At 68.8% G+C, this 25,658-nt stretch carries 24 protein-coding genes; 15 read left to right on the top strand and 9 right to left on the bottom strand.

All coding sequences use genetic code 11. The features are described 5' to 3' along the window. Window positions 1-275 precede the first annotated feature (275 nt). The 3 genes from IU452_RS20645 to IU452_RS20635 all read left to right on the top strand — a co-directional run bounded on the left by IU452_RS20645 (window position 276) and on the right by IU452_RS20635 (window position 3,036). Entirely contained in the window at window positions 276-1,199 is a 924-nt protein-coding gene (locus IU452_RS20645) for a phosphotransferase (protein ID WP_195110721.1), read from the top strand. Beyond that, the gene (locus IU452_RS20640) at window positions 1,189-1,491 is read left to right on the top strand and encodes a zf-TFIIB domain-containing protein (protein WP_416382338.1); all 303 of its coding nucleotides are present in this window, start codon (window positions 1,189-1,191) and stop codon (window positions 1,489-1,491) included. Before IU452_RS20645 ends, IU452_RS20640 begins: the two co-directional genes overlap by 11 nt. 138 nt (window positions 1,492-1,629) lie before the next feature. Beyond that, window positions 1,630-3,036 (top strand): class II fumarate hydratase, encoded by a 1,407-nt coding sequence (locus IU452_RS20635; protein ID WP_195110719.1) that lies wholly within the window; start codon window positions 1,630-1,632, stop codon window positions 3,034-3,036. Between the two features lie 266 nt (window positions 3,037-3,302). On the opposite strand, the gene IU452_RS20630 is transcribed toward IU452_RS20635, so the two are convergent. Continuing rightward, window positions 3,303-4,508 (bottom strand): FAD-dependent monooxygenase, encoded by a 1,206-nt coding sequence (locus IU452_RS20630; RefSeq protein WP_195110718.1) that lies wholly within the window; start codon window positions 4,506-4,508, stop codon window positions 3,303-3,305. Window positions 4,509-4,602: 94 nt separating this feature from the next. Here IU452_RS20630 and IU452_RS20625 point away from each other — a divergent pair, with 94 nt between their 5' ends. Further along, complete coding sequence (locus IU452_RS20625; protein WP_195110807.1) at window positions 4,603-5,325, top strand: TetR/AcrR family transcriptional regulator; 723 nt, start codon at window positions 4,603-4,605, stop codon at window positions 5,323-5,325. Between the two features lie 75 nt (window positions 5,326-5,400). Continuing rightward, complete coding sequence (locus IU452_RS20620; RefSeq protein WP_195110717.1) at window positions 5,401-5,841, top strand: limonene-1,2-epoxide hydrolase family protein; 441 nt, start codon at window positions 5,401-5,403, stop codon at window positions 5,839-5,841. Window positions 5,842-5,967: 126 nt separating this feature from the next. On the opposite strand, the gene IU452_RS20615 is transcribed toward IU452_RS20620, so the two are convergent. The 4 genes from IU452_RS20615 to IU452_RS20600 all read right to left on the bottom strand — a co-directional run bounded on the left by IU452_RS20615 (window position 5,968) and on the right by IU452_RS20600 (window position 9,731). Continuing rightward, window positions 5,968-6,825, bottom strand: a complete 858-nt coding sequence (locus IU452_RS20615; protein ID WP_324192720.1) for an acyl-ACP desaturase — start codon at window positions 6,823-6,825, stop codon at window positions 5,968-5,970. Between the two features lie 83 nt (window positions 6,826-6,908). Continuing rightward, the gene (locus tag IU452_RS20610) at window positions 6,909-7,439 is read right to left on the bottom strand and encodes an LGFP repeat-containing protein (RefSeq protein ID WP_228818288.1); all 531 of its coding nucleotides are present in this window, start codon (window positions 7,437-7,439) and stop codon (window positions 6,909-6,911) included. A 217-nt stretch (window positions 7,440-7,656) separates the two neighbouring features. Beyond that, window positions 7,657-9,036, bottom strand: coding sequence for a PhoH family protein (locus tag IU452_RS20605; RefSeq protein ID WP_195110715.1), 1,380 nt, complete (start codon window positions 9,034-9,036; stop codon window positions 7,657-7,659). Between the two features lie 323 nt (window positions 9,037-9,359). Continuing rightward, complete coding sequence (locus tag IU452_RS20600; RefSeq protein ID WP_195110714.1) at window positions 9,360-9,731, bottom strand: DUF488 domain-containing protein; 372 nt, start codon at window positions 9,729-9,731, stop codon at window positions 9,360-9,362. A 69-nt stretch (window positions 9,732-9,800) separates the two neighbouring features. Here IU452_RS20600 and IU452_RS20595 point away from each other — a divergent pair, with 69 nt between their 5' ends. Both IU452_RS20595 and IU452_RS20590 read left to right on the top strand, forming a co-directional pair. Beyond that, a complete protein-coding gene (locus tag IU452_RS20595; protein ID WP_195110713.1) occupies window positions 9,801-10,073 on the top strand; it encodes a hypothetical protein in 273 nt (90 codons plus the stop codon). A gap of 85 nt (window positions 10,074-10,158) precedes the next feature. Then, on the top strand, window positions 10,159-11,151 hold the full coding sequence (locus IU452_RS20590; protein ID WP_195110712.1) for an LLM class F420-dependent oxidoreductase: 993 nt from the start codon (window positions 10,159-10,161) through the stop codon (window positions 11,149-11,151). On the opposite strand, the gene IU452_RS20585 is transcribed toward IU452_RS20590, so the two are convergent. Both IU452_RS20585 and IU452_RS20580 read right to left on the bottom strand, forming a co-directional pair. Next, window positions 11,142-11,342, bottom strand: coding sequence for a ferredoxin (locus tag IU452_RS20585; RefSeq protein WP_195110711.1), 201 nt, complete (start codon window positions 11,340-11,342; stop codon window positions 11,142-11,144). The genes IU452_RS20590 and IU452_RS20585 overlap by 10 nt on opposite strands. A gap of 12 nt (window positions 11,343-11,354) precedes the next feature. Further along, on the bottom strand, window positions 11,355-12,545 hold the full coding sequence (locus tag IU452_RS20580) for a cytochrome P450 (RefSeq protein WP_195110710.1): 1,191 nt from the start codon (window positions 12,543-12,545) through the stop codon (window positions 11,355-11,357). A gap of 219 nt (window positions 12,546-12,764) precedes the next feature. Between IU452_RS20580 and IU452_RS39555 the strand changes: the two genes are divergently transcribed. The 3 genes from IU452_RS39555 to IU452_RS20565 all read left to right on the top strand — a co-directional run bounded on the left by IU452_RS39555 (window position 12,765) and on the right by IU452_RS20565 (window position 18,317). Next, entirely contained in the window at window positions 12,765-13,496 is a 732-nt protein-coding gene (locus IU452_RS39555; RefSeq protein ID WP_195110709.1) for a helix-turn-helix domain-containing protein, read from the top strand. A gap of 686 nt (window positions 13,497-14,182) precedes the next feature. Further along, the gene (locus IU452_RS20570; protein WP_195110708.1) at window positions 14,183-18,010 is read left to right on the top strand and encodes a hypothetical protein; all 3,828 of its coding nucleotides are present in this window, start codon (window positions 14,183-14,185) and stop codon (window positions 18,008-18,010) included. A 31-nt stretch (window positions 18,011-18,041) separates the two neighbouring features. Next, window positions 18,042-18,317: a hypothetical protein gene (locus IU452_RS20565; RefSeq protein ID WP_195110707.1), complete on the top strand. Its 276-nt coding sequence runs from the start codon at window positions 18,042-18,044 to the stop codon at window positions 18,315-18,317. A gap of 70 nt (window positions 18,318-18,387) precedes the next feature. Here the strand turns inward: IU452_RS20565 and IU452_RS20560 are convergent, their stop codons facing one another. Next, window positions 18,388-19,137, bottom strand: coding sequence for a DsbA family protein (locus tag IU452_RS20560; RefSeq protein ID WP_195110706.1), 750 nt, complete (start codon window positions 19,135-19,137; stop codon window positions 18,388-18,390). Window positions 19,138-19,418: 281 nt separating this feature from the next. On the opposite strand from IU452_RS20560, the gene IU452_RS20555 reads away from it, so the two are divergent. From IU452_RS20555 to IU452_RS20535, 5 genes are all read left to right on the top strand, one after another. Continuing rightward, entirely contained in the window at window positions 19,419-19,694 is a 276-nt protein-coding gene (locus IU452_RS20555) for a hypothetical protein (RefSeq protein ID WP_195110705.1), read from the top strand. 86 nt (window positions 19,695-19,780) lie between these two features. Further along, window positions 19,781-22,762, top strand: a complete 2,982-nt coding sequence (locus IU452_RS20550) for a hypothetical protein (protein WP_195110704.1) — start codon at window positions 19,781-19,783, stop codon at window positions 22,760-22,762. Beyond that, window positions 22,759-23,043 (top strand): hypothetical protein, encoded by a 285-nt coding sequence (locus tag IU452_RS20545; RefSeq protein ID WP_195110703.1) that lies wholly within the window; start codon window positions 22,759-22,761, stop codon window positions 23,041-23,043. Before IU452_RS20550 ends, IU452_RS20545 begins: the two co-directional genes overlap by 4 nt. A 127-nt stretch (window positions 23,044-23,170) precedes the next feature. Next, window positions 23,171-23,698 carry a hypothetical protein gene (locus IU452_RS20540; RefSeq protein ID WP_195110702.1) on the top strand — a complete coding sequence of 176 codons (528 nt, stop codon included), beginning with the start codon at window positions 23,171-23,173 and terminating at the stop codon, window positions 23,696-23,698. Between the two features lie 30 nt (window positions 23,699-23,728). Continuing rightward, window positions 23,729-24,376, top strand: coding sequence for a hypothetical protein (locus tag IU452_RS20535; RefSeq protein WP_195110701.1), 648 nt, complete (start codon window positions 23,729-23,731; stop codon window positions 24,374-24,376). Here IU452_RS20535 and glyA read toward each other — a convergent pair. Next, entirely contained in the window at window positions 24,343-25,641 is a 1,299-nt protein-coding gene (glyA, locus tag IU452_RS20530; RefSeq protein WP_195110700.1) for a serine hydroxymethyltransferase, read from the bottom strand. The two genes, IU452_RS20535 and glyA, sit on opposite strands and share 34 nt — an antisense overlap. Window positions 25,642-25,658 lie beyond the last annotated feature (17 nt).

The raw sequence follows: 25,658 nt of genomic DNA, 5'->3' as shown, positions 1-25,658 counted from the left end.
GATCGGCACGCCGGAGAACGAGGGATTGGCACGCCGGGAACGAAGAATCGGCACGCCGGGGAACGAGGGATTGGCACGCCGGGGAACGAGGAATCGGCACGCCGGAAAACGAGTTCCGGCATGCCGGGAGCCAAGAGGATGGCATGCAGGGGGATAAGAGGACGGCATGCGCGGGAACCGAGAACGGCGTACCCGGGACAGCGAAACCAGGGCGGGAGCCTTTTCGAATCCCTGCACCGGTCGCCCCTCGGGCGGCCGGTGCAGGGGCCCCGGTGATGTTCGACGGTGAGCTGGGCGCCGCGCTGGTGCGGCTGGGGCGGGAGGCCGGTGGTAACGGCGAGCCCGAATCGTTGTCCGAGCGGGCCGACGCCGCGGTGGTCCGGGTGGGCGAGATCGTGGTCAAGGCGCATCCTGCCGATACCGACGAGGCGGCGCTGCGGTCGCGGCTGACGCTTGCCGCCGACTCCCGGCTGCGGCGAATCCTGATGGCGCCCATCGCCGTCGGCGGCCACCTGTTTCACCGGTGCGCGGGGCGGCTCGTCACCGTATGGCCATACGGCCGACCCGTGGACCCCGACGATCCGGATGCCGCACCGTGGGAACAGGCGGCCGCCCTGCTGGCACAACTGCATTCGGTGGCGATACGGCCGGGCCGCATTGATGCCGGGCGACCGGACGACGCGATACCGGAGGCCGGTGGCCCGGCCCGCGTACGGCGAGCACTGGCACGGCTGCGCGCCGCACCGCAGACCCATCCGTCCGCCACCGCGGTGGTGTGGCGGGCGTACGAGACGCTGCCCGACCTCACCGCGGCGCCGAAAACCCTGGTGCACGGCGACTTTCATCTAGGCCAGCTGATAAGCCTCCCCGAGGGCGAAAACCCTTGGCGGCTGGTCGATGTGGACGATCTGGGAATGGGTGAGCCGGTCTGGGATCTGGCCCGGCCCGCCGCCTTCTTCGCCGCGGGAATTCTCGAACCCGATGCGTGGGAACGCTTCCTGGGCGCCTATCGCCGCCGCGGCGGTCCGGCGGTGCCGCTGGGGGGCGACGCGTGGGAGGTGCTGGACGTCCCGGCGCGGGCGCTGGTCGTGCAGGCCGCGGCCCTGGCGGTGGCGAAGGCCGAGCAGGGTCTCGACGAATTCGACATTGCGTTGATCGACTCCTGCCGACGGATGGCTACCCTCACGTATGGTGGGTGACGCATACGACGATCCCTGCGTATGCATCGCGAGAACAGGGGAATCCCGTCCCATGCAATGCCCGAAATGTCACGGTTACATGCAAACCCACAACCGCAGCGGGGTGCAGATCGAACAGTGCACCAACTGCCGCGGCATCTTTCTCGATTACGGTGAGCTCGAGGCGCTGACCAGCTTCGGAGCCAACTTCGCTCCCCCGCCGCCGGTACCGGGGCCCACGTGGGGCACGCCGCACTACGGTCACGGTCACCACCGCCGCCGCGGCTTCGGCAAGATGCTGTTCTCCTCGTGACCCACCGCTGACCATTCCGGCCGACACCATGCCGGAACGCCGGAGGGCGGGGGCGGCGTCGCTATTCCCGCCCGCCGTGTGCGGAAGCCCTCAGGTGTGGCTGCCCACTTCGGCTATGCGCGGGCATATGGTCGGGGTATGACCGAGCAGACTCAGTACCGCATCGAACACGACACCATGGGCGAGGTCCGGGTTCCGGTGAATGCGCTGTGGCGGGCGCAGACCCAGCGCGCGGTGGAGAATTTCCCGATCAGCGGGCGCGGTCTCGAGCGTGCCCAGATTCGCGCGCTGGGCCTGCTGAAGGCCGCCTGCGCCACGGTGAACCGGGATCTGGGCCTGCTCGATCCCGCGAAGGCCGACGCCATCGTCGCCGCCGCGAACGAGATCGCCGACGGTCGCCACGACGACCAGTTCCCGATCGATGTCTTCCAGACCGGATCCGGCACCAGCTCCAATATGAATGCCAACGAGGTGATCGCCAGCCTGGCGGCCACCCACGGGGTGACGGTTCATCCCAATGACGACGTGAACATGTCGCAGTCGTCCAACGACACCTTCCCGACCGCCACCCACCTGGCCGCGACCGAGGCGATCGTGAAGGATCTGATCCCGGCCCTGGAGCATCTGCGCCTGCGCCTGCTGGACAAGTCGACCGAGTGGCGCACGGTGGTGAAATCCGGCCGCACCCATCTGATGGACGCCGTGCCGGTGACGCTGGGCCAGGAGTTCGGCGGCTACACCCGTCAGGTCGCCTCCGGAATCGAGCGGCTGATCGCCACGCTGCCGCGGCTGGGTGAATTGCCGATCGGCGGCACCGCCGTCGGGACGGGGCTCAACGCCCCCGACGGTTTCGGCGCGAAGGTGGTCACCGAGCTGCGCAAGACGACCGGCCTGGACGAATTGTCCGAGGCGCGTGACCATTTCGAGGCGCAGGCCGCCCGCGACGGTCTGGTCGAGGTATCGGGCGCGCTGCGCACGGTCGCGATCTCGTTGACCAAGATTGCCAATGATATTCGCTGGATGGGCTCGGGCCCGCTGACCGGTCTGGCCGAAATTCAGCTGCCGGATCTGCAGCCGGGTTCGTCGATCATGCCGGGCAAGGTGAATCCGGTGCTGCCCGAGGCGGTCACGCAGGTGGCGGCCCAGGTGATCGGCAATGATGCGGCTATTGCCTGGGGCGGCGGTAACGGCGCCTTCGAATTGAATGTCTACATTCCGATGATGGCACGCAATGTGCTGGAGTCGATCCGCCTGCTGGCCAATGTCTCCCGGCTGTTCGCGGACAAATGTATCGAGGGGCTCATCGCCGATGTGGAGCGGCTGCGCCGCCTGGCCGAATCCTCGCCGTCGATCGTCACGCCGCTGAATTCGGCGATCGGTTACGAGGAGGCCGCCGCGGTGGCGAAGCAAGCGCTGAAGGAGAAGAAGACAATCCGGCAGACGGTCATCGATCGCGGCCTGCTCGGCGACCAGTTGTCCGAGAAGGAGCTGGATCGCCGCCTCGACGTCCTGTCCATGACGAAAGTCGACGACCCGAAGAAGTAACTTCCAGCAGTACTCCAGGTCAGAGGACACTTTCCCTTTCTCGCCCGGTGGGCTGTGAAACGCATCACCGGTAGCCACCGATTAACTGAATGTCCGCATATGGCGGATGCTTCGAGAAAGGAAAGAACAATGTTGGCTGCACTCGCCTCTGGCCTCGTGGCCCTTCTCGGCGTCGGGGTTACCGCCCTGGCGGCCGCCTTCGGGATCATCCTTTGAACAATGCGGTCGGTGGGTATGGCGGCAGGAGTCGCCATACCCACGCGCGGTCACAATGCCGGAGAAGTCCCTCGGCTCCGGCGGTCGACCAGGCCCGGGTAGTCCCGCAGGTCGATATCGTTGGTCGCGCCGTCTTGAATTTTCAGCATGAGACCGAATGCCCGTGAGCGGACGAACCAGTTGCGCACCCGAATACCCCACGCGGTCCGGGGGGCCAGGAAACGACCGCCATTCGCTTTGCCCGCCATCTTGGCGTACCGGCGCATGATCTCGTCGTAGCGGGCATAGGCGACCGTGTGATCGCCGTCGGCCGCGGCCAATTCACCCGCCAGCACGTAGGCGCCGACCACCGCCATCCCGGTGCCGAGGCCGCCCAGGGTATTGCCGTAGGCGGAATCGCCGACCAGGGCGACGCGGCCCATGGTGTAGCCCGGCAGGCAGACCCGGTCGACCGAGTCGAAGTAGAGGTCCGGAAGGTCGTTCAGTTCCGCCAGCATGGCCGGGACCCGACCACCCATCCCCGCGAACCGCTCGGCAATGATGCGGCGCTGCGCGGCGACGTCGCGGCGGTCGTAATCCAATGCGGGCGAGGCGAACATGTACATCTGCGACGCCTTCGACCCACCCTCGATGGCCAGCAGTCCGGGCGCATGCCAGGCTTTGGCCCTGTTGCGCGTCCGCCGCTGGGGATCGTGTCCCCAGCCGGGCGCACCCGCCACGCAGTAGTAGTAACCCAGGTGGCGGACATGATCCCGCTCCGGCCCGAAGGCCAGGCGACGCACCCCGGAGTGGATGCCGTCACAACCGACGACGAGATCGAAGGTGCGAGCGGGCGCGCGCTCGAACTCGACGCGCACCCCGGATTCGGTGTCGGCGAGTGCGGTGATGAAGTCGCCGAACAGATATTCGCAGTCGGCGGCGGTGCGCTCGTACATGAGCTCGGCCAGAGCACCGCGCAGGATCTCCACGTCACCACCGAGGAATTCACCGGTCATGACGGCCTTTTCGCGACCCGCGGAATCCACGTACGCCAGATCTGTCCGCTCGGTCTGACGGCGATAGACCTCGTCGAGGATGCCCATGCGCTCGAGCACGGTCAGGTGGGTCTTGCCCTTGAAGTCCACCGCCTGGCCGCCGGGCCGCAGCGCGGGCGCCTTCTCGACCACCGTGACGGCGAAGCCGTACCGGTGCAACCAGTAGGCCAGGGCGGGACCGGCAATGCTGGCACCGGAGATGAGAACGGTCGGGTTACGCATGGTGAGCTCCGCTTTTCTAACTGCGTCTATCGGACTCTTATTAGCGTATTGTGGACGCAGTTTGGCCGTCAAGTGGTTCTTGGGAAGGATGGGCATCATGTCGGCACCAACCACCCTCGAGCTGCTGTGGGGCGGCCAGCACCGTCCCCGGCGCGGTCCCAAACCGTCACTGTCGCTGGAGCGGATCGTCACCGCGGCGATCGAACTCGCCGACGCCGAGGGGCTGGCGAATTTGTCGATGCAGCGACTGGCGGAGCAGGTGGGCTGCGCGAAGATGGCGCTGTACCGCTACGTGCCGGGTAAGGCGGAACTGACGGCTTTGATGTTGGACACCGCGATGGGCGCGCCACCGCAAGCCCCTGCCGGACAAGACGATTCGGACGAGGAACCGTGGCGGGCACAGTTGCGGCGGTGGACGGTGCAGCTGTTCGAGCGGATGCGACAGCACCCGTGGGCCCTCGAGGTCGCCATCGGGGCGCGCCCGTTCGGCCCCAACGAGGTCGCCTGGACCGAGGCGGCCTTGGCGGCGCTGGCCCAGACCCGGCTGTCCGGTCCCGAACGGCTCGACGCGGCGGTGCTGCTGGCCGGTCACGCCCGCAATCTCGCCCAGCAGTCGGCAGGGTCGGCAGGCCCCGAGACGGAGGCCGAATTGGCCCGTCAAGTCGGCGAAGCGCTGGCAGGCCGGGCCGACCGGTACCCCCACACCGTCGCGGCGCTGGCCGAATCCGCCGGCGGCGGGCAGGACGACGCCCTGCACTTCGGCATCGACCGCGTCCTCGACGGCTTGGCCGCCCTCACCGCCCAGCGCACCGGCTGATCCGCGGGGCCTGCGCAGCCGCGAAACGAAACGGAACACCGCCCGGTGGACGGTCGGCGCGCTTACAGTCGGGACATGGAGGAGACACCGGAATTACAGCAGGATGCGGTCACGACCGTACGGGAGTTCTTCACCGCGCTGGAGATGCGCGCGGTGGACGAGGCGATCGATCTCCTCGATCCGGGCATCGTCTGGAAGAACACCTCGCTGCCGGATGTGCGCGGCAGCGAGCGGGTCGGGGCGGTGTTGCGCCTACTGAGCCGAAAGTCGTTCGGGTTCCGGGCCGTCATGCACCACATCGCGGCCGAATCCGAGCGCCATCCCGCCGCCGAAGGACAGACGGTGCTCACCGAACGCACCGACTACCTGCGGATGGGTCCGGTCGAGATCGGCTTCTGGGTGTGCGGCACCCTCGAACTCGTCGACGGCCGCATCACCCTGTGGCACGACCACTTCTCGTGGGAGAACTTCCTGCGCAGCACCGCCGTCGGAATCTGGCGCACCCTGCGTCGGTGACCCGCCGCACCCCTAGGGGGGATGCGGCGGGTATGCGATCGGCGAGCCCCGGCGGGTATGCGATCGGCGAGCCCCGGCGGGTATGTGATCAGCGAGCCCCGGCAGGTATGCGAGAGGCGGCGGGGGTCAGGGGCGCAGGTGGGACAGTTCGGCGCGGGCCAGTTCGCCCGCTTCACCGAAGTCGGTGCGGGAGAAGATGTTCCAGCGTTCGAGCAGGGGCGTGAAGACCAGTTCGCCCTCGCGGGCCGGGTCGTAGATGCCCGCCTCGGCCAGCACCGCGGTGCTGTTGCGGCCGTCGGCCAGGGTGACCTCGGGGACACGGAAGTCGGCGATGCGGTCGGCGATGGCCCGCACGGCCTGATCCGGGACCAGATCCAGCGCGGCAGCGACCAGATTGGCGAACATCACCGACTGCAGTTCGTCGTCGGCGGCCAGCCGCTCCGCGATCGCGGTGACGATCGGATTCTCGCCCAGTGCCGCGGTATTGCGGTGGCGCACCGCGGCCGCGACCTCCTCGAAGGCGCAGGCGGCCAGCATATCCACCAAATGCATGGCCGGGCGGCGGAATCCGGCCGTCATATGCGCCATGCGCATCCGCTCCAACTCCACCGGATCCACCGACCGGGTCACCATGAGGTAGTTGCGGATCATGATCTCGTGCCGGTTCTCCTCGGCCGTCCAGCGGCCGACCCACCGCCACCACGGGCCGATGCGCAGGTACTTCCCGACCTCGCGGTGATACGAGGGCAGATTATCGGCGATCAGCACGCTGACGGTGAGCGCCAGTTCGGCAACCTCACCGAGCTCGGACTGGTCCGGCTCCCAGTCGTTTCCGCCGAGGAAGGCGAAGTTGCGCCCGTCGTCCCAGGGCACATAGTCGTGCGGCTGCCAGCCGTCGGCCTGCGCGATATGCCGCCGCAGATTCTCTTCCACCTCGTCCGCGAGCTTTTCCAGCAGCTCACGATCGGTCAAGACACTTTGCACCCAGCCAACCTACCGATTGCGGGGCGGGCCGCGCACAGCAACGGCCCGGAAACCGCGTTGTCTCCGGGCCGAATCGGCTGCGGTTACTTCGGAACGACCGAGGTCTGGTTGTTCACCCACGTAATGCTGCCGCCGGTGAAGTCGCTCTGCTTACCGCCGGGAATGTCCTTCTCGTCTGTGGTCGGGTAGCCGAGTTTGCCGTTCACCCCGCCGTCGGCCTCCCACGCCTTACGGATCTCGCCCCACACCACGTGCGGGCCCGTCTTCTCGCTGAAGCAGATCGCTCCGCCGACGAATTCCTGGCACGAACCGCCCTCGGGACCATCGGTTTTCGAACCGGTGGGCTGGCTCAGGACGCCTTCGGGGCCGCCCATCTCGCTGTACTTGGCGAGGATGTTCCCGGAGACGGTGATCTCGCCGTTCTGCGTGGAGATCTTGGTTTCGGTGGCCCCGGCGACGGCGCTGCTCAGCGCCGAACCCGCGCTCTCCATGGCCGAACCCGCACTGTTCATTGCCTCCGAGGCACTGGTCACGGCCTCGGAGGCCTTGGAATCGGAGTCGTTCTTGTCGTCGCCGCAGCCGGTGAACAGCAGGGTTCCGGCAGCCAGGGACATGGTGCAAACAGCCGTGCGTCGAGCGAAGTGGTGCATGTCCATCCTCTCGAAGGTGACGACCGGCGGCGCCGGGAATCGGCGCCGCCGGCTATTCAGGCCGTTGCCCGGCTATGGTTCGGCGAATTACAGAACATCGTCCGAAACCACGCCGAACACTTAACACGGCGGAATATACCCTTCACCTGTGAGGTGAAACACACACTGGGTATTTGCTAGTTCAGGCGTTCGGTCCGTACTCCTCCAGCATCTCGGTGACCAGGGCCGCGATCGGCGAGCGCTCGCTGCGGGTCAGGGTGATGTGCGCGAACAGCGGATGACCCTTCAGCTTCTCGATCACCGCCGCCACGCCGTCGTGCCGTCCGACCCGCAGGTTGTCGCGCTGGGCCACATCGTGGGTGAGCACCACCCGCGAGCCACCGCCCAACCGGCTCAGCACCGTGAGCAGCACATTGCGCTCCAGCGACTGGGCCTCGTCGACGATCACGAACGAATCGTGCAGCGAGCGCCCGCGGATGTGAGTCAGCGGCAGCACCTCGAGCATGCCGCGGCTGAGCACCTCCTCCATCACCTCCGTGCTGGCCAGGCCCTCGAGCGTGTCGAAGACCGCCTGCGCCCAGGGGCCCATCTTCTCGCTCTCGGTGCCCGGCAGATACCCCAGCTCCTGGCCGCCGACCGCATAGAGCGGCCGGAACACCACCACCTTGCGGTGGGAGCGGCGCTCGAGCACCGCCTCGAGCCCGGCCATCAGCGCCAGCGCCGACTTGCCCGTACCGGCCTTACCGCCCAGCGACACGATGCCGACACTCTCGTCGAGCAGCAGATCCAGCGCGATCCGCTGTTCGGCCGAGCGGCCGTGCAGCCCGAACGCCTCGCGGTCACCGCGCACCAGCTGCACCCGCTTGTCCGGCGTCACCCGGGCCAGCGCGCTGCCGTTCGCGCCGAGCAGCCGAATCCCGGTGTGGCAGGGCAGGTCCCGGGCCTCGTCGAGATCGACGACGCCCTCGGCGTAGAGCCGGTCGACGCAGTCGGCGCTGACGTCCAGTTCGGTCATCCCGGTCCAGCCGGAGGTGATCACGTCCTGCGCGTGGTACTCGTCGGCGTGCAGACCCACCGCACTCGCCTTGACCCGCAACGGAATGTCCTTGGACACCAGCACCACCGAATGGCCCTCGGCCGCCAGATTGAGCGCGCAGGCCAGGATGCGGGAGTCGTTGGAGTCGGTGCGGAATCCGACGGGAAGGACATTCGGATCGGTGTGGTTGAGCTCCACCTGCATGGTGCCGCCCTCGGTGCCGATCGGCACCTGCTGATCCAGCCGGCCGTATGCCAGTCGCAGGTCGTCCAGATTGCGCAGGGCCTCCCGGGCGAACCAGCCGAGTTCGTGATGGTGCCGTTTGGCTTCGAGTTCGCTGATCACCACCAGCGGCAGCACCACATGGTGCTCTCCGAAGCGCGTGACGGCCCAGGGGTCCGACAGCAGGACGGAGGTGTCGATCACGAAGGTCTTCGACTGCGAGGCGCGGGCTCCCTTTCCGGAGCCTCCGCTCTTGGTCGAGCGGGCTTTCGAGGGAGCGATGACGGAGCGTGCATCAGTCACGGTGGGCTCCTTTGTTGTCCGTGCTACACCCGCACGGACGTTCTCGCTGGGCCGGTCCGCCCTGGGGTCAAACGACCCAGGGGCCGGGTGCCGGCCCCCTCGCACTGAGTCTCTCAGCCACGATCAGGACCTCCCGCACGAGTCACTCCGACGCGACTCGCACTCCCGACGGTACTGCCGATTCGTGATTCCGGCCTCCGAGATTGCGGGCGTGTCGGTGAAGATCCCGTTAACGGCCAGCTCAGCGCCGCATCGGCGGAATCCGGTGATGTGACACATATCTCGGCCGGGGCCCGGATGTCCGGGGGTTCGCTGGGCGGCGGTCAGTCCCGCAGCTGCTCGAGCAGCACCGGCACCTGACTGCGCATCGGATCCTTGACCGCGGTCACCAGGGTCACCGGCCCGGCCGCGGCCAGCTCGCGCAACCGGGCCAGCGCCTGCCGATGCGGCTCGTCGGCCAGTTCGGCGCGGTAGCGGCGGGCGAATTCGGCCTGCCGCCCATCGAGGTCGGCGTGGAACCACTTGCGCAGCTCGGTGGACGGCGCGACGTCCCGGGCCCACTCGTCGATGTGAGCCTGCTGTTTGCTGATACCCCGGGGCCACAGCCGGTCGACCAGCACCCTGGTCCCGTCCGCGGCGTCGGGCTCGTCGTAGACCCGTTTCACCCGGAAGTCCGGCGTCGGTTGCTGTGCCATGCCTCCATGGCAGCACGAACCGTCCGCCCGAGCCAGGTGCCGCGAGCCGCGAGCGGATAGAGTCGACTCATGGCCGATCTCGAGCAGCTGGAGCAGCTGTCGTCCAAGGAGTTGCACGACCGCGCCGTGGAGTATGCGGTCCGCCACGGCGATGTGAAGTTCCTGTGGCAGCTGCTCGAACAGATCCCCGCCGCCCAGGCCGCCGCGGGCGATCTCGGCGAGAGCGAACTCGACATCAAGTACGTGCTGCCGCTGCTCCACGACTACGTACACGCCGGGGAGGGCAAGGTGGCCGAGGTGTTGCGGCCGCTGTACATCGAGTACCTCGCCGCGCACGACTGACCCGCTCCATACACCCGCCGCGCCGAGATTGCCAGGGCGGATTCATCCCTGTTCGGCGGGTCGGGGGGTCAGTAGGTTCTGGTTCATGAGCATTCGCCTCGGGTATCAGATGCCGAACTTCAGTCATGCCGCCTCCGCACGGGAGCTGTTCCCCTCGGTGATCGCGCAGGCGCGGGCGGCGGAGGCGGCCGGTTTCGATGCCACGTTCGTGATGGACCACTTCTATCAGCTGCCGGTGCTGGGCGCGCCCGACGAGCCGATGCTGGAGTCCTACACCGCCCTCGGCGCCCTGGCCACCGCCACCGAGCGAATCCAGTTGTCCACCTTGGTGACCGGCAACACCTACCGCAATCCTGCGCTGCTGGCGAAGACCGTCACCACGCTGGACGTGGTCAGCGGCGGGCGCGCGGTGCTGGGTATCGGCGCGGGCTGGTTCGAACTCGAACACCGCGGGTACGGCTTCGACTTCGGCACCTTCACCGAACGTTTCGAACGGCTGGAGGAGGCGCTGCTGATCATCCGGCCGATGCTGCGCGGCGAACGGCCCAGCTTCGACGGCAGCTGGTATCGCACCGACAACGCCCTCAACGAACCGCGCGTCCGCGACGATCTGCCGATCCTGCTGGGCGGTGGCGGCGAGAGGAAGACCTTCGCGCTGGCCGCCCGGTTCGCCGACCACCTCAACATCATCTGCAACGCCTCGGAGCTGCCGCGCAAGATCGAGGCGCTACACCGCCGCTGTGCGGAGGTGGGCCGCGATCCGGAGACGCTGGAGACCAGTTTCCTGGCCCTGGTCTTCGTCGACGAGGACGGTGACCGGGCCCGCAAGCTGCACAACGACCTCCTCGAGCGGCAGGCCCGGCAGGACATGTCCGGCCTACCGGCCGCCGAGTTGCGCGAGTCCCAGCTCGATCGTCACTTCGTCGGCGATCCCGACGATGTCGCCGAGCAGATCCAGCGCCGGGTCCTCGACCACGGTGTCGACGGCGTGATCGTGAACATGGTCGGCAACGGACACGAGCCGGGCGTGCTGGAGCTGGCCGGAAATCTGCTGCGGCCCTTGGTGCATCAGGACTGAGCTTCGAGCCATATCGCCCCGGAGGGACATGCGTCGACCGCCTCGGCCAGCGCCGCCTGCTGCTCTGCTCCGGTCGCGGCGGTCTTCGGGATCACCCTGCCGTCGTCGGCATCCTGATCGAACAGCTCCGGCGCCAGCAGCACGCACATGCCCGCGCCGATGCAGATGTCGCGATCGATCTTCAGTTCCATCGGATTCGACTCCTACCAGGTGACCGGCAGTCGGTACACACCATAGATATCCATCCTGTCACGCGTCGGCACCTCGTCCGCGGGCGTCGCGAGCCGCAGCGTGGGAAAGCGATTCAGCAGGGCGGGCAGGGCAATTCGCATTTCGACACGCGCCAGCTGCTGCCCGAGGCACTGATGGACGCCGTGGCCGAACGAGAGGTGACCCACCGCGCTGCGGCGGATATCGAACGTATCCGGATCGTCGAACCGCTGCCGATCGCGATTGGCGGCCTGCACGGAGATCGCCACCGTCTCACCGGCCCTGATCAGCTGACCGGCCACCTCGACATCTTCCAGAGCCGTCCTGCTGGTGGTGTGCACGATGGACAGGTAGCGCAGCAATTCCTCGATGGCCTGATCGGTCAGATCCGGGTCCGCGCGCAGAGCGGCGAGCTGATCGGGATGGCGCAGCAGCGCGAAGGTGCCCAGCGCCAGCATATTCGCCGTCGTGTCCAGGCCCGCGCCCAGCAGCAGGATGCCCACGCCCGCGAGCTCGTCCTCGGTCAGGTCGGAGTCGGTCAGATCGCTCAGCAGATCGTCGGTGGGCCGGGAGCGCTTGGCCACCACCAGATTCCGGACGTACTCCTGACCGGCGGCCATCGCGGCGAACTTCTCCTCGGCGGACACGTCGATATCGTTCACCCTGTTCACCTCCTCGTTGAAGCGGTCGCGATCGGAGGACGGCACACCGAGCAATTCGCAGATCACGAACGCCGGAATCGGTTTGGCGAAGGCCTCCACCAGATCCACCGGCCCGCCGTGGCGGTCCATGGCGTCCAGTTGCTCGGCGGTGATCTCCTCGATGCGCTCGGTGAGCAGGCGCATCCGGCGCACGGTGAACTTGCCCGCCAACAGCTTTCGATACCGCGTGTGTTCGGGAGCGTCCATGCCCAGCATGTCGCCCGGTGTCGCGGGCGGCATCTGGCCGTAATCGGCCAAGGGGGCGTGGCTGATTTCGTAGCGGACGCTGAAGCGCGGATCGGCCAGCACCGCACGGCTGATGGCGTGCCCGGTGGCCAGCCAGCCCAGATGGCCGTCGGGGAAGGTCATGCGCAGCAGCGGAGTGCGCTCGCGCAGGGCGGCCAGGTCGGCGGGAGGGTCGAAGGGACAACCGGCCGGTCTCTGGGTCGGCAGGTGTATTGCGGTGGTCGGCGTCTCGGTCATGATGGGCAACCTCGTGATCTGTCGTTCAGGATATTCCGAACGCTACGTTGCATTCAGAACCCACACAACGCAGAAATCAATGTATTTCCCAATCATGCTGGCCATTTCACGCCTATCGTTGCAATGACACTGTCGATCAATGCAACTCCGGAAGGGAAGAGTTGCAATGATGCTGGGACTGAACGCATACTGCCGACACCGATCGGACAGGAGTCACGGATGCCGGGAGACAGGCTGACCCACGAGGATCGAGAGGTGATCGCCGCCGGGTTGGCCGAGGGTCTCGGCTACGCCGCCATCGCACGCCGACTCGGTCGGCCGACCTCGACGGTGAGCCGAGAGGTCACCCGCAACGGCGGGCCGGGCGGCTACCGCGCCGACCGCGCCCAACGCACCACCGTCCTGCGGGCCCGCCGCGCTTCCTCGCAGCGGTCCGCACTCGACCGTGCCGCACAAGGCTCCGATCGAACGGACGAGGTGGCCGAGTTCGCCGAGAACATGGCCGTACTGCTGGTCGACACCGGCGTCCCCCGCATGGCCGCACGTGTTTTCGCAACCCTGTGCATCAAGGACAGCGGCAGCGGCACCGCGGCCGAACTGGCCCGAGAGCTGCGCGTCAGCCCCGCGTCGATTTCCGCGGCGGTCGCGACGCTCGAGGGCTTCGGGCTGATTCGGCGCGAACGTCCGCCCGGCACCCGCCGTGAGCTCTACGTCATCGGCGACGACGCCTGGTATCGCGCCACCGTGGCGAGCATCCGTTCCAACGACATTCTCGCGGCCGCCGCGCAGCACGGTGCCACCCTGCTGGGTCCGACCAGCCCCGCCGGCGCCCGCCTCCGAACCGCGAGCCGATTCTTGGACAACCTCGGCCGCGATCTGGAACGCGCCGCCGAGAACTGGCGGCGGCTCCTCGTCGACCCACCCGGCCGCCCGGAATCGGAAATGGACTGAGGCATTTCAGGTCGTACGTCCAGTTTATTAGATATGGTTTCTGGATATTTGCCATAAACCTCCAAGAAGGGCTTCACAAAGGCGGTCCGGCATCGTATACGCACGCCCGCACAATACAAGCCCGAGAATGTGAAACACGGTTATACATGCGGATCTAGCTGCTAATTCGGCCGATGTGATCCACGTCTAATTGACGGTTGGACAACAACGCCCGACGATCGGCGCATGACGCAAACTTGGCGATGCTCAGTAGTTGCTGTCATGCTCTCGGTCCTGGCCGCAGGAACCGCGGTCCTCGCTGCCGCGGCCTCGCCCCAACCCCCGCCGAGCGGCTGCGATGCCGACTATTCGATACCGAACCAGGTCACTGTGACCTGCGCACCGGGCGCCGGCACGGGCACCCACGCGTTCCTTCGGTGTCGTGATCTTGGCGGTCTCCCCCACACCCGCATCGGCGCCTCGATCGGCCCGGAAGGAGGGATTTCCCGCGCAGTCTGCGCGCCCGGCGAAACGGGCGAGTAATCCGAAAGAAAGGCTTTCCAATGTCTGCAACAAGCAAGCTTTCTGCAAAAAGTGGTCTTTCTGAAAAAAGCGGCTCTTCTCAGAGGGGTCGGCATGGCAAGGAAATCAAACGCAACCGCCGCGGGCTCTATGCCGCGGCCGCCTTCGCCTCGCTGAGCTCCGCGATGGTGTCCGGTGGGCACGCGTCGGCCCAGCTGCCCGCCCTCCCCATTCCCGGGGCACCGATCCTGCCCGGCGGCGATCTGCCCGGCCGGACCGCGGCCATCGGCACACCCCCGGCACTGGATCGCGCAGCCGCGCCCCAAGGCGCACCCGCGGTCCCGGTGCTCACCCCGAACGGCGACAACGGGATCGGCATCGACCTGCCCGCCGTCGCCGAGACCGCCATCAATGCGATCCTTCCGCCGAATTCGGCAGGCCCCGTGCAGAACACCATCCAGAACACGCTGCAGGCGTTGGCCGACACGATGAACTCCGGCGCCCCGGCCGCTCCGGCGCCCCTGCGCGCCCAGGCGACACCGACCGAGGGGCTACCGCTGCGACCGGCGGTGGGCTCGATACCCGCCGCGCGCACCGACGCCGCCGGTCCGGTCGAGGAACTGGCCGCCGTCGCCGCGCAGATCGGCGGCGCCAACCTCGATCTCGGGCGGCTGGCCGCCTGGGCGGACGAGACCTTTCCGACGGGCCCGCTGCGTCAGCCCGTGGAGGACATGCTCGGATTCGTCAGCCAGGCCATCGAGCAGGCCGGGTCGCGCCGCCGCGAGTCAGGACCTCTCGACGAGCTGATCGGACAGGCCCGCGACCTGTTCGGCTCCGCCCAGGGCGGCGACGACGTCACCAAGGCGCTGCGCGATCTGCTCGCGTCGCTGGCCGGTTCCGGCGACCCGCTGTCCGGTCTTGCCCACGGCATCCAGCAGCTGTCCGCGCCGGAGTTCGGCCCGCTCGCCGCCGCCGTTCTCGGCTTTGCCGCGCCCGCGCTGTCCGGTGTCGCGCCGCTGCTGGGCTATGTCACGCCGGTCCTCGGACTGCTCGACGACCCGGGCACCGCGCTGACGCCACTGCTGCACGGCATTCGAGGGCTGCTGGCCGGTGACGGCCTCGTCGGTACGCACCACGCCTCCCTCGCACTGACGGCCATCCCCGTCATCGCGGCCATCGCGATCGTGCCGCTGCTGTTCGCCGGTGCGCTCGCGATCGGGGCGATCGGCATAGCCGCGATCGTCGCGATCGGTGCGGTCATCGCCGCGCCGCTGGTCATCGGGGCTCTCGTGATCGGCGGACTGGTGGTGGCCGCACTTGCTGTTCCGGTGCTGGTGGTGCTGGCGATCATCGCGATTCCGGTGCTGATCGTCGTCGCCCCGATCGCGTTCGTCGCGTTCCAGGTGCTGGCGCCGGTCATCCTCGCCGGTGGGCTGGTCGCGCTGGCCGCCGTGGTCGTCGGCGGAATCGCCGCGGCGGCGGTCACTCTCGCGGTCGGTGTGGTCACGACGCTGGCCGCGCTGGCCGTCACGCTCGTGCTCGGCACCCTGCTGACGATTCTGTTCCCGCCGCTGGGCCTGATCACGGCGACATTGGCATTCACCGTGGGCGCGTTCGGGATTCTGCTCGTCGGCACGATTCTCACCGGACTGGCGACCTTCGGCGTGCTGGGTGTCGCCTTCGCCGTCGCCGCCGCACTGGCCGTGGCCCTCGGCATCGCCTCACTGTTCACGCCGTGGGGTCTGATCGCCCTGCCGATTCTGGCCGCGGTGGTGGTCGCGGGCCTGATTCTGTTCGGGGCGGCGGGAATTGCCGCGGGACTCGTCGTCGCGGCGATGTTCATCGTCGGCATGACAGCGCTGGCCATCGTGGCACCGGTCGCCGTGGGCGCGCTGCTGGTGCTGGCGTTGGCGGCCGAGGCGATTCGGTTGGCCGCGCTGGTGGCGGCCTGGTTCCTCGCCGCCGCGGGCGGGCTGCTGATCACCGCCGCCGGTGCCATCGCCGCCGGGGTCGCGGTGCTGGCGGGCATCGCCGCCACGCTGTTTCTGGTGTTCGCGGTGCCGGTCGTCGGCCCGCTGCTGGCCCCGATCGTATTCCTGGGGCTGGTCGGGATTCCGACGGCGCTGGGCCTGCTGTTCCTGTTCGGCGGGCTCGGCCTGGCGGGTGTGCTCGTCGCGGTGTGCACCAGCTTCTTCCTGATCGAGGCGGGGATGTGGGCGCTGGCCGCGGCGGTCGCGAGTGTGATCGCGATGGTCACCATGCCGTATGCCATTCCGCTGTTGCTGCCGCTGGTGGCCGCCTTCCTGGCCATTTCCTCGGCCGCGATCATGGTGTTGGCCGCCGCCGACTTCGTCTTCACCTTCGCGCCGTTCGTGGTGCTGATCGCGGGCGCCTTCGCGTGGGCCGTTGCGGCGGTCGCCGCGGCATTCGTCGGCGGGCTCGGGGTGAGCGTGCTCGGTTTCGCCATGCTGACGCTGACGCTCGGGGCGCTGATCATCATCAACCCGCCGATCGCGTTGCTCGCCCTCCCGCTGCTGCTGGTGGGTCAGCTGTTCATCGTGCTGGGCGGTCTCGGCGGCATGGCCCTGGTGACCACGCTGCTGGCCGGGTTCGTGGCGGTGCTGATCCCGGCGCTGGGTGCGGCGGGGTTCGTGGCGCTGGCGGCCATCGTCACCGCGTTCGTGATCGGCTCGCTGCTGTTCCCGCCGTTCGCATTGATCGGAATCCCGGTCGGCGCAGCGGGATTCGTGGTGGGAGCCGCCGCGATTCTGCTGGCGGTGGTTGCCGGGCTCGGGCTGCTCGGCGCGGTCACGGCGGCCGGATGGATCCTGACGGCGGCGCTGGGCATCCTCGCGATCGTGGCGATGATTCCGGTCGGGGTCGCGGCTCTCGCGCTGGCCGCGGTGCTGACGATTCCGTTCCTGATCGTCGGGCCGTTCGCCCCGGTGCTGTCCACCGCGCTGTCACCGATCATCGCGGTGGCGCTGGGCGCACTGTTCGCGCCGTTCGCGGTCGCGGGCCTGCTCGGTGCCTTCGTGGCCGTTGCGATGCAGGTGCTCGGGCTTTTCGGCGTGCCGCTGCTGGGCGCCCTGCTGTTCGGCGGATTGTTCCTGGGCTTCAAGGCCGTGGTCCTGACCTTCTGGCTGGTCAGCCTGCCACTCGATTTCGCCGCGCCGTGGATCCTCGGCGGCGCTGCGCTCGCCCTGGCGCTGCCGCTGCTCGGCGTCGGTGCGGTGCTCGGTGGCGGAGCCGTGCTCGCCGCGCTGGTGCCGCTGCTCGGGCTCGCCGCGGTGGGCGGCCTGGTCGTGGGCGCTCTCGGTGCCGGTGCCGTGGCCTTGGCCGGTGCCGCCCTGCTGGGCCTGCTGGCGCTGCCGGTCCTGGCCATCGGTGCACCCCTGGCCCTGATCGGATTGCTTGCCCTCGCCGCCCTGGCGGCGGCGGTCGTGATCGGAATACCCGTCGCCGCAGCCACACTCGCGGTCCTGGGTGCGGGTGCGGCACTGCTGACCGCGATCGCCATCCCGCTGTTCGGCATGGGAATCCCGGTGGCCCTCATCGGCCTGCTCGCCTTGGCGGCCCTGGCCGCGATCCTGGTGATCGGAGTCCCGATCGTCGCAGCAACCCTGGCCATACTCGGTGTCGGTGCGGCCCTTGCCATCCCAGCCCTGCTGATCGGTGTCCCCCTGGCCGTAGTCGGCCTGATCGGGGCGGCGTTCCTGCTCAGCCCGGAGTTCCGGTCGTATGTGATCTCCGCGTTGCGGGCCCGGTTCGGTGGGGGCGGCTCGGGCGCCGGCGGTATGGCTGTCGATGGGTCGCAGTTGCTGGACAACCTGATTCCGGACAATGCGCCGCTCGATCAGTTCATTGCGGCGTTGGTGCAGCGGCTGGCTCCGCAACAGCAGCAGGCCGCGGCACCGGTTGCCCATGCCGATATTCCGCTCGTGGGGATCGATGCCGCCGACGGGTCGGTCCGGGGCGATGGTGCCCGGCAGCTGGTCGAGGTGACGTTGTGAGGCGGCGGATCGGATCGGAAAGGAGACGGCCATGCTGAACACCGCCGACGGGACAACGGTTGTCGATCCCCGCGCCGGGCTGCTGGATCTGCGCACCGCGCCGATCGGATACGGGTACTACGCCGAGAACGCCACCGATGCCGACACGATCGCCTCGTGCCATGAGCGGTCCCGGCGGGGGCGGATCGGCTGGTGGAACCGCCATCGGCAGCTGCGTCTGGGTATCGGAGCGGGGTTGGCAGTGAATATCGGTTTCCTGCCCGCCGTGCAGGACGCGCTGCTGTCGGCGCTACAGCATCTGGCATAACCGGATGACACGCGTGGAGCCCGGCACCTGGGCGCCGGGCTCCACCCTGCGGGCCGAGGACCGCCCCGGCCTACTTCGCGGCAGCGCGGTCGACGGCCGCGCGCAGGCCGTCGGGGGTGAGGTTCTCCACGACCCGGTCGCCGATCCGGACGGTCGGGGTGTGGTTCAGCCCGGCGGCGACGACCTTGTCCGTGTGGGCGGTGACGAATTGCTGGTAGCGGTTGGCGTGGATGCAGGTCGCCACCTCCGGTGCCGAGGCACCGGCGCGGGTGGCCAGATCCACCATGTGGTCGTCGGACATTCCCGGGGAGTCCTTGGCCGGTTGCTGGTCGAACATCGATCGATACCAGGCCGGCCAGGCGTCCTTGTCCGATGCCGCCACGCAGGCCGACGCATTGGCTGCCCGCGCCGAATAGTGGTCGGCGCCGCCCACGATCGCCACCAGGTCGTACTCCACCGCGACCTTGCCCGTGCGGGTCAGATCCGCCAGGGCCGTATCACTGGTCTGGGCGAAGGTGCGACAGGACGGACAGGCGAAGTCGGTGCTGACGGTCAGCACGGTCGCGGCGGCCGGGTCACCGAATCGCAACGTGCCGCGATCGGTGAAGACCGACGGTGGAGCCTCGGCCGCCGCCCGTTCCTCCTCGGCATGGTCGTGACTCCGCTTGGTCGCCCCGACGAATATCGCGACCGCCACGACCAGCGCGATCAGAACGACGGCGGTGAGGACGACGCCGGTCGTCACGCCGCGGCCTTCGCGGGCCGCGCGGACGACGGCAACTCTGGTTCCACCCTTTCGCGGGGATTTCGTGGCGTCCATCCCGAAACCTCGATTCCAATCGTACTTTCGGTTGGTTATGGCGCGATATCGTACATTTGCTGTCGCGATGCAATTGCCGTCATCTTAATTCATCAGAAGATCCGGGAAATGGCGCCACGCATGGTAGCCCGATACCTTTCGGCGACAAGATAAAGATTATGCAAATTCGGACACTTAACACCATTTACCTGGGCTTTTGCCCAGTGTGATCTACGTCTGATTGACGGTTCGACCGAATTGGACAGACGATCGACACCATGGCCCGTTTTCAGAGTTGCTCAATGTTTGCTAGCGCTCTTGGAGTCATCGCCTCGAGCGTCGCGATCGCCGCTACATCCGCCTCGTCGGAGCCGATCCCGAGCGGATGTTCGGCCGACTATTCGGTGCCCAACCAGGTCACCGTGACCTGTGAACCGGGAGCCGGGAACGGCACGCACGCCTTCATTCGCTGCCGCGATCTCGGCGGCCTGCCGCACACCCGCATCGGCGCCCCCATCGGCCCGGACGGCGGTGTGTCGCAGGCCGTGTGTGCCACCGACGAAACCGGTCCGGCCTGATCACCCAGATTGGAGAACTCTCCGCGAGCCCCGCTCGCCGGATTCATCCCGAGCGTTTTGCGAGTTCGAATTGAAAGGTTCTTCTCATGTCGCCCACCAGGCAGCTCTTCACCACCGACAAGTCCACGGCCCGACACCGTAAGGACGTCAAACGCAATCGCCGTGGCCTCTACGCCGCCGCCGCGTTCGCCTCGCTGAGCACGGTCATGATGTCCACCCCGCACGCGAGTGCGGACATCCCCGGCCTGCCCATCCCGATTCCGACCGACCCGGTCGGCGACGCCATCGCCGGCGCGCAGGCCCAGCTGCCCCAGGTCGGAGCCGCGATCGATGCGGCCGCACCCGGTGTCGACGTGCAGGGCATGGCACAGGGCGCCCTGGACACCGCGCTGCCCGATCAGACCAACCCGGTGCGGGACACCCTGCAGTCGCTGACCGACGCCCTGGGACCGGGCGGTCCCGCTCCCCAGGCCGGGCAGGGCGGAGGATTCGGGCTGCAGCCCGTTGCCGCACCTGTCGGCGGAGCACCCGCCCGCACCGTCGATCCGGTCGGCGATCTGGCCGCGGTGGCCGCGCAGATCGGTGGCTCCGGCATGGACCTGGGTCGGCTCGCCACCTGGGCGGATCAGACCTTCCCGACCGGCCCGCTGCGTGGACCAGTCGACGATCTGCTCAGCTTCGTCTCCGCGGCCACCGAGCAGGCCGGCTCGCGCCGACGCGACATGGGCTCGCCCATCGATGACCTGATCGAACAGGCGCGCGTCACCTTCGGCTTCCCGAAGGACGGCGGCGACGCCGTGTCCGCCCTGCGCGACCTCGTCCAGGGCCTCGCCACGCCGACCGCCGCCACGGCCGATCCGGTGCACGGGCTGACCGAGGGCGTGAGCGCACTGGTCGATCGCGGCATCCCCGAGCTCATCCCGCTCGCCTCGGCGGTGCTCGGATTCCTCGCGCCCGCCCACGGCGGATTCCCGCCGGTGCTCGGCTTCCTCACCCCGGTGCTGGCCGCGATCGTCGATCCGCGCTCGCTCACCCCGCTGCTGCACGGCATTCGGGGCCTGCTCGCGGGCGACGGACTCCTCGCCACCCGCAACGCCGCCCTGATCGTCATCGCCCCGGTATTCGTCTCCGTGATCATCCCCATCATCACCGGCGTGGTGATACCGGTGCTCCCGCTGCTGTTGGTGGGTGCCCTGGTGGTCGGTGCGATCGCCATAGTCGCGCTGCCGCTGCTGATTCTCGGCGCGCTCATCGCCGCGCCGTTCGTTCTCGGCGCGCTCGTGATCGGCGGTGTGGTGCTCGGCGTGCCGCTGCTGCTCGGTGGCTTGGCCCTCGGCGCGCTGGCCCTGTGCCCGCTGTGCTGGGGCGCGCTGCTGCTCGGCCCGCCGATCCTGGCATTCCTGGCGCTGTGCCCGCTGACCTGGCCGGTAGTTGCCCTCGGCGGCCTGGCGCTCGGCGCCCTGTTCGTGGTGAAACTGATCGAGGGTGCGGTGGCCCTGGGCGCCCTGGCGCTCGGCGCTCTGCTGCTCGCGCCTCTGGTGCTCGGCGCGCTGGTCATCGGTGCTCTGGTGCTCGCCGCCCTGGCACTGCCGGTGCTGATCATCGGCGGTCTCATCCTCGGGGCGCTCGTGCTCGGGGCGCTGGTCGTCGGCGGCCTCGTCCTCGGTGCGCTGGCCCTGTTGGCGCTGCCGTTGCTGGCGCTCGGTGCGCTGGCGCTGATCGCCGTGGGCCTGCCCCTGATGGCGGTCGGGGGGCTGATCCTGGCCGCCTTCCTGCTGTGCCCGCTGACCTGGGTGGCGGCCGCGCTCGCGCTGCCGGTGCTGGCCATCGGCGCACTGCTGCTGCTGTGCCCGCTGACCTGGCCGCTGTTCGCGATCGGTGCCGTCGTCGTCGGCGCGATCGTGCTGTTCAAGCTGGCGGTCATCGGCACCGGCCTCGGCGCGCTCGTGCTCGGCGGCCTGGCCGTCGCCGCCGGTCTGGCGCTCCTGGCCGTGCTCGCACTGCCGGTGCTGTCGGTGCTCGCCGGGCTGGCGCTCATCGCGCTCGGCAGCGTCGTGGCGGTGGGCGGACTGGCCTGGATCGTCCTGTGCCCGCTGCACTGGCTGGTGGGGGGCGGCCTGGCCGTCGTGGCCCTGCTGGCCCTGTGCCCGCTCACGTGGCCCCTGGCGGCGATCGGCGCCGCGATCCTGGCTCCTCTCGTGCTGTTGCTCGTCGCCATGGATCTCGGCAAGCTGGCGGTGGTCGGCGTGGGCCTGGGCCTCATCGCGCTCGGCGTCGCGCTGGTCGCGGCCCCGTTCGTGATCGGCGCACTGGTGCTCGGCGGACTCGTCCTCGGCGCGCTGGCGCTGCTCGCGCTGCCGGTGCTGGTGGTGGGCGGTCTCATTCTCGGTGCCCTGGCACTGGGCGCGCTCGCCATCGGTGCGAAGTTGCTCTTCGACGCCTTCCTGGTGGGCTTGGCGGTCGGCACCGTGCTGGGCTTCCTGGCCGGTGTGGTGGCCACGGCCGTCGTCGGCGGGCTGATCGCCCTGGAGGCCATCAAGCTCACCGCGCTGGCGGCCTTCACGGCCGGTGCGCTGACCGGTGCCGGTGCGGTGGCCCTGCTGGTCGCGATCGCCGCGGCGATCGCATTGGAGGAGGCGCTGCGGCAGAGCCGGCAGTTCCGGTCGTATCTGATCTCCCTGGCCCGGGCGGTGCGCGACTACTTCGTCGGCCCTCGTGGCGGGGAGAGCAGCGGGGTCGCTCCCAACGGCTCGCAGCTGCTCGACGACCTCATCCCCGACGATGCCGATCTGGACAAGGTCATCGCCTCGCTGAACAAGCTGCTGGCTCCGCAGCCCCAGCGTTCCGACGCACCGGCAGCACCGACACCGGCGGCATCGGCGACACCGGCGGGACCGGCAGGACCGGCAGGACCGGCGGGACCGGGCCAATGTGTACCGCCCGCCTCGCACTCCGAGGTCCCCTTCGTCGGCCTCCACGCCGCGCAGGGACCGGCCCGCGGTGACCGGCGCGTGCTCGAATTCGCCCTGGTCTCCGTGCCCGGAACCGATGAACGGAGGAACGCATGACCACACTCGGCTCACCGGCGGGCGGTACGACCGTTGCCGATCCGCGGGCCGGACTGCTCGATCTGCGTAGCGCGCCGATCACCTACGGCTACTACGCCGAGAACGCCACCGGCGCCGAGACGATCGAGCAGTGCCATCGCGGACCTCGGCGCGGACCGATCGGCTGGTGGAACCGCCACCCGCATCTGCGCCTCGGTGTCGGCGCCGCCATGGCCGTCAATCTCGGCTTCCTCCCGGCCGTGCAGGACGCCCTGCTGTCGGCACTGCAGCACATGGCATGACCCGGTGGGGCCCGGCCACCCGTGCCGGGCCCCACGCCGGCGGCGCCCATCACCGCCCTCGGCTACGCGCACTTCGGTATCAGCCTCGTAATCCCTCTTTCGACAGCCACAGACACAAGGAGTCGACATGGACAGCACCTACGGCACCAACCCCGAAGCGACCGCGGCCGCTTTCCATCTGGAGTACCTCTACGGCCCGCAGTGGCCCGCCGTCATGACCCTCGTCGAGCGCGCGGCCCAGTTGACCGCCGAGGAACGCGAACGACTCAACGCCGCCGCGGCCAAGAAGATGGAGGCCGGAATGGCCGCGTTCACCGGCGCATCCGGTGAGGGCCTGGCCGGTCTGCTGTCCAGCCTCGGCGGAACCCCCGGCGGCGCCGCGCTTCCCATGCAGATCGCCACCGAGACGGCCAAGGAATTCGGTCGCTCCCGCAATCTGCAGACCGCGGGACTCGTGGTGGGCCAGGCGGTTTCGCCCGGTTCGGGCGCCGGTGACCTGACCGCGGTGCTGCAATCGCTGGGTTCGATCGGCACGCTCACCGCGGTCAGCCAGGCCGCCACCGCCACCGTCCTGCAGGATCTGGTCGGCCGCGGCCGATTCGACCAGAGCGTCTACGACGAGCTCATGGAGCCCTGGCGCACCGCGATCGGCTGATCGTCCACTGCGGCAAAGGAGTACCCGCCGATGGCGTCCTTCGCCACGAAACGGGCACGCCGGGCAGCGATGCTCACGGTCGGCACGGCCGTGGGCATCGCCGCACTGGCCGGCTGCTCGGCACACCACGACACTCCGCACGCGGCCGCCGACCCCGACACCGCAGACTGTCTGACCGGCGCCCGGGTGGTCGGGGGACTGCAGGGCACCTTCCAGAAGCTGTCGGACCAGCTCAACGGCATCGGCCCGGCGTCGGAGCGCGGTGATCTAGCCGACCTCCAGAACCGCGTCACCACCGGCGCGGATCTGGCCGCCCGCATCAAGTCCGGCCTGGATCCCGCCACGGCCGCGATGTCGTCGGTGGCGACGAAGCGGGCCTACGCCGGGGTCGCCGACGCAGGGGACCGGCTGCACACGGCGCTGCTGCGGCTCGACGAGGCCGTGCACGGCACGGCCGGCCGACGGCGCGGTGGACGCGGTGCAGCAGTCGCTGGGCGCGCTCAACACCTCGGTGACGACCATGCGGCTGTCCTGCTCGACGGTGTACGCCGAGTCGACCGTCACCCCGCGGCCGCAAGCGCCCGCGAGGCACTGAGACGAGCGCCGCGCGGACATACGGCTCAGCCGAGCGGGCGCGGAGGGGCTCAGCCGAGCAGGCGCCACTCCTCCAGGCCCTGATAGAGCGGGAAGTCGTTCGCGAGCTTGGAAACCCGCGCACGCAGCGCATCCAGATCGGCACCGCCCGCCAGCGCGGTCGCGATGATGTCGGAGACCTCGGCGAATTCGGTGTCGCCGAAGCCACGCGTGGCCAGCGCCGCGGTGCCGATGCGCAGGCCGGAGGTGACCATCGGCGGACGCGGATCGAACGGAACGGCGTTGCGGTTCACCGTGATTCCGATCTCGTGCAGCAGATCCTCACCCTGCTGGCCGTCCAGCTCGGAGTTGCGCAGATCCACCAGCACCAGATGCACGTCGGTGCCGCCGGTGAGCACGGTGACGCCCTTGTCCTTGACGTCGGCGGCGGTCAGCCGCTCGGCGAGGATCTTGGCACCCGACAGCGTGCGCTCCTGACGCTGCTTGAACTCCTCGGTGCCGGCGATCTTGAATGCCACGGCCTTGGCGGCGATCGCATGCATCAGCGGGCCGCCCTGCTGGCCCGGGAACACCGCGCTGTTGAGCTTCTTCGCGTACTCCTGCTTGGCCAGGATCACGCCCGAGCGGGGGCCGCCGAGGGTCTTGTGCACGGTGGAGGAGACCACATCGGCATGCGGGACCGGCGACGGGTGCAGACCGGCGGCGACCAGTCCGGCGAAATGCGCCATATCGACGAACAGGTAGGCGCCCACCTCGTCGGCGATCTCCCGGAACGCCGCGAAGTCCAGGTGCCGCGGATACGCCGACCAGCCGGCCACGATCACCTTCGGACGCACCGAGCGGGCCTGCTTGCGCACCTCATCCATATCGATGCGGTGGTCTTCCTTGCTGACCGCGTAGGCGTGCACCTCGTAGAGCTTGCCCGAGAAGTTCAGCCGCATGCCGTGCGTGAGGTGACCGCCGTGCGCCAGATCCAGACCCAGCAGCCGGTCGCCCGGGTTCATCAGCGCCATCAGCACCGCGGCGTTGGCCTGGGCCCCCGAATGCGGCTGCACATTGGCGAATTCGGCACCGAACAGCTCCTTGACCCGCTCGCGCGCCAGCGTCTCCACGACGTCGACATGCTCGCATCCGCCGTAGTAGCGGCGGCCCGGATAGCCCTCGGCGTACTTGTTGGTGAGCACGCTGCCCTGAGCCTGCAGCACCGCGCGCGGCACGAAGTTCTCCGAGGCGATCATCTCGAGGGTGTCGCGTTCGCGGGCGAGTTCGCCGGCCATCGCGGCGGCAACCTCGGGATCGAGTTCGGCGAGCGACTGGGAGTTGACAGAGGCGGCGGTCGTCTGGGTCACCAGCACAGTCTATGTGG

Origin of the sequence: Nocardia transvalensis (assembly GCF_015477765.1) — a bacterium.
Taxonomy (GTDB): domain Bacteria; phylum Actinomycetota; class Actinomycetes; order Mycobacteriales; family Mycobacteriaceae; genus Nocardia; species Nocardia transvalensis_A.
The sequence above is the reverse complement of the archived record's forward strand: the minus strand, read 5'-3'. Positions and strand labels throughout refer to the sequence as shown.

What these genes read in the sequence shown, in the direction of transcription:
- IU452_RS20630 (WP_195110718.1), bottom strand. Translation starts at nt 4,508, where the DNA reads ATGCGTAACCCGACCGTTCTCATCTCCGGTGCCAGCATTGCCGGTCCC.
- IU452_RS20585 (WP_195110711.1), bottom strand. Translation starts at nt 11,342, where the DNA reads ATGGAACTGAAGATCGATCGCGACATCTGCATCGGCGCGGGCATGTGC.
- IU452_RS20620 (WP_195110717.1), top strand. Translation starts at nt 5,401, where the DNA reads ATGGAGGAGACACCGGAATTACAGCAGGATGCGGTCACGACCGTACGG.
- IU452_RS20600 (WP_195110714.1), bottom strand. Translation starts at nt 9,731, where the DNA reads ATGGCACAGCAACCGACGCCGGACTTCCGGGTGAAACGGGTCTACGAC.
- IU452_RS20590 (WP_195110712.1), top strand. Translation starts at nt 10,159, where the DNA reads ATGAGCATTCGCCTCGGGTATCAGATGCCGAACTTCAGTCATGCCGCC.
- IU452_RS20560 (WP_195110706.1), bottom strand. Translation starts at nt 19,137, where the DNA reads ATGGACGCCACGAAATCCCCGCGAAAGGGTGGAACCAGAGTTGCCGTC.
- IU452_RS20595 (WP_195110713.1), top strand. Translation starts at nt 9,801, where the DNA reads ATGGCCGATCTCGAGCAGCTGGAGCAGCTGTCGTCCAAGGAGTTGCAC.
- IU452_RS20580 (WP_195110710.1), bottom strand. Translation starts at nt 12,545, where the DNA reads ATGACCGAGACGCCGACCACCGCAATACACCTGCCGACCCAGAGACCG.
- IU452_RS20540 (WP_195110702.1), top strand. Translation starts at nt 23,171, where the DNA reads ATGGACAGCACCTACGGCACCAACCCCGAAGCGACCGCGGCCGCTTTC.
- IU452_RS20635 (WP_195110719.1), top strand. Translation starts at nt 1,630, where the DNA reads ATGACCGAGCAGACTCAGTACCGCATCGAACACGACACCATGGGCGAG.
- IU452_RS20645 (WP_195110721.1), top strand. Translation starts at nt 276, where the DNA reads ATGTTCGACGGTGAGCTGGGCGCCGCGCTGGTGCGGCTGGGGCGGGAG.
- IU452_RS20640 (WP_416382338.1), top strand. Translation starts at nt 1,189, where the DNA reads ATGGTGGGTGACGCATACGACGATCCCTGCGTATGCATCGCGAGAACA.
- IU452_RS20570 (WP_195110708.1), top strand. Translation starts at nt 14,183, where the DNA reads ATGGTGTCCGGTGGGCACGCGTCGGCCCAGCTGCCCGCCCTCCCCATT.
- IU452_RS20555 (WP_195110705.1), top strand. Translation starts at nt 19,419, where the DNA reads ATGTTTGCTAGCGCTCTTGGAGTCATCGCCTCGAGCGTCGCGATCGCC.
- IU452_RS20610 (WP_228818288.1), bottom strand. Translation starts at nt 7,439, where the DNA reads ATGTCCCTGGCTGCCGGAACCCTGCTGTTCACCGGCTGCGGCGACGAC.
- IU452_RS20550 (WP_195110704.1), top strand. Translation starts at nt 19,781, where the DNA reads ATGTCGCCCACCAGGCAGCTCTTCACCACCGACAAGTCCACGGCCCGA.
- IU452_RS20535 (WP_195110701.1), top strand. Translation starts at nt 23,729, where the DNA reads ATGGCGTCCTTCGCCACGAAACGGGCACGCCGGGCAGCGATGCTCACG.
- IU452_RS39555 (WP_195110709.1), top strand. Translation starts at nt 12,765, where the DNA reads ATGCCGGGAGACAGGCTGACCCACGAGGATCGAGAGGTGATCGCCGCC.
- IU452_RS20565 (WP_195110707.1), top strand. Translation starts at nt 18,042, where the DNA reads ATGCTGAACACCGCCGACGGGACAACGGTTGTCGATCCCCGCGCCGGG.
- IU452_RS20545 (WP_195110703.1), top strand. Translation starts at nt 22,759, where the DNA reads ATGACCACACTCGGCTCACCGGCGGGCGGTACGACCGTTGCCGATCCG.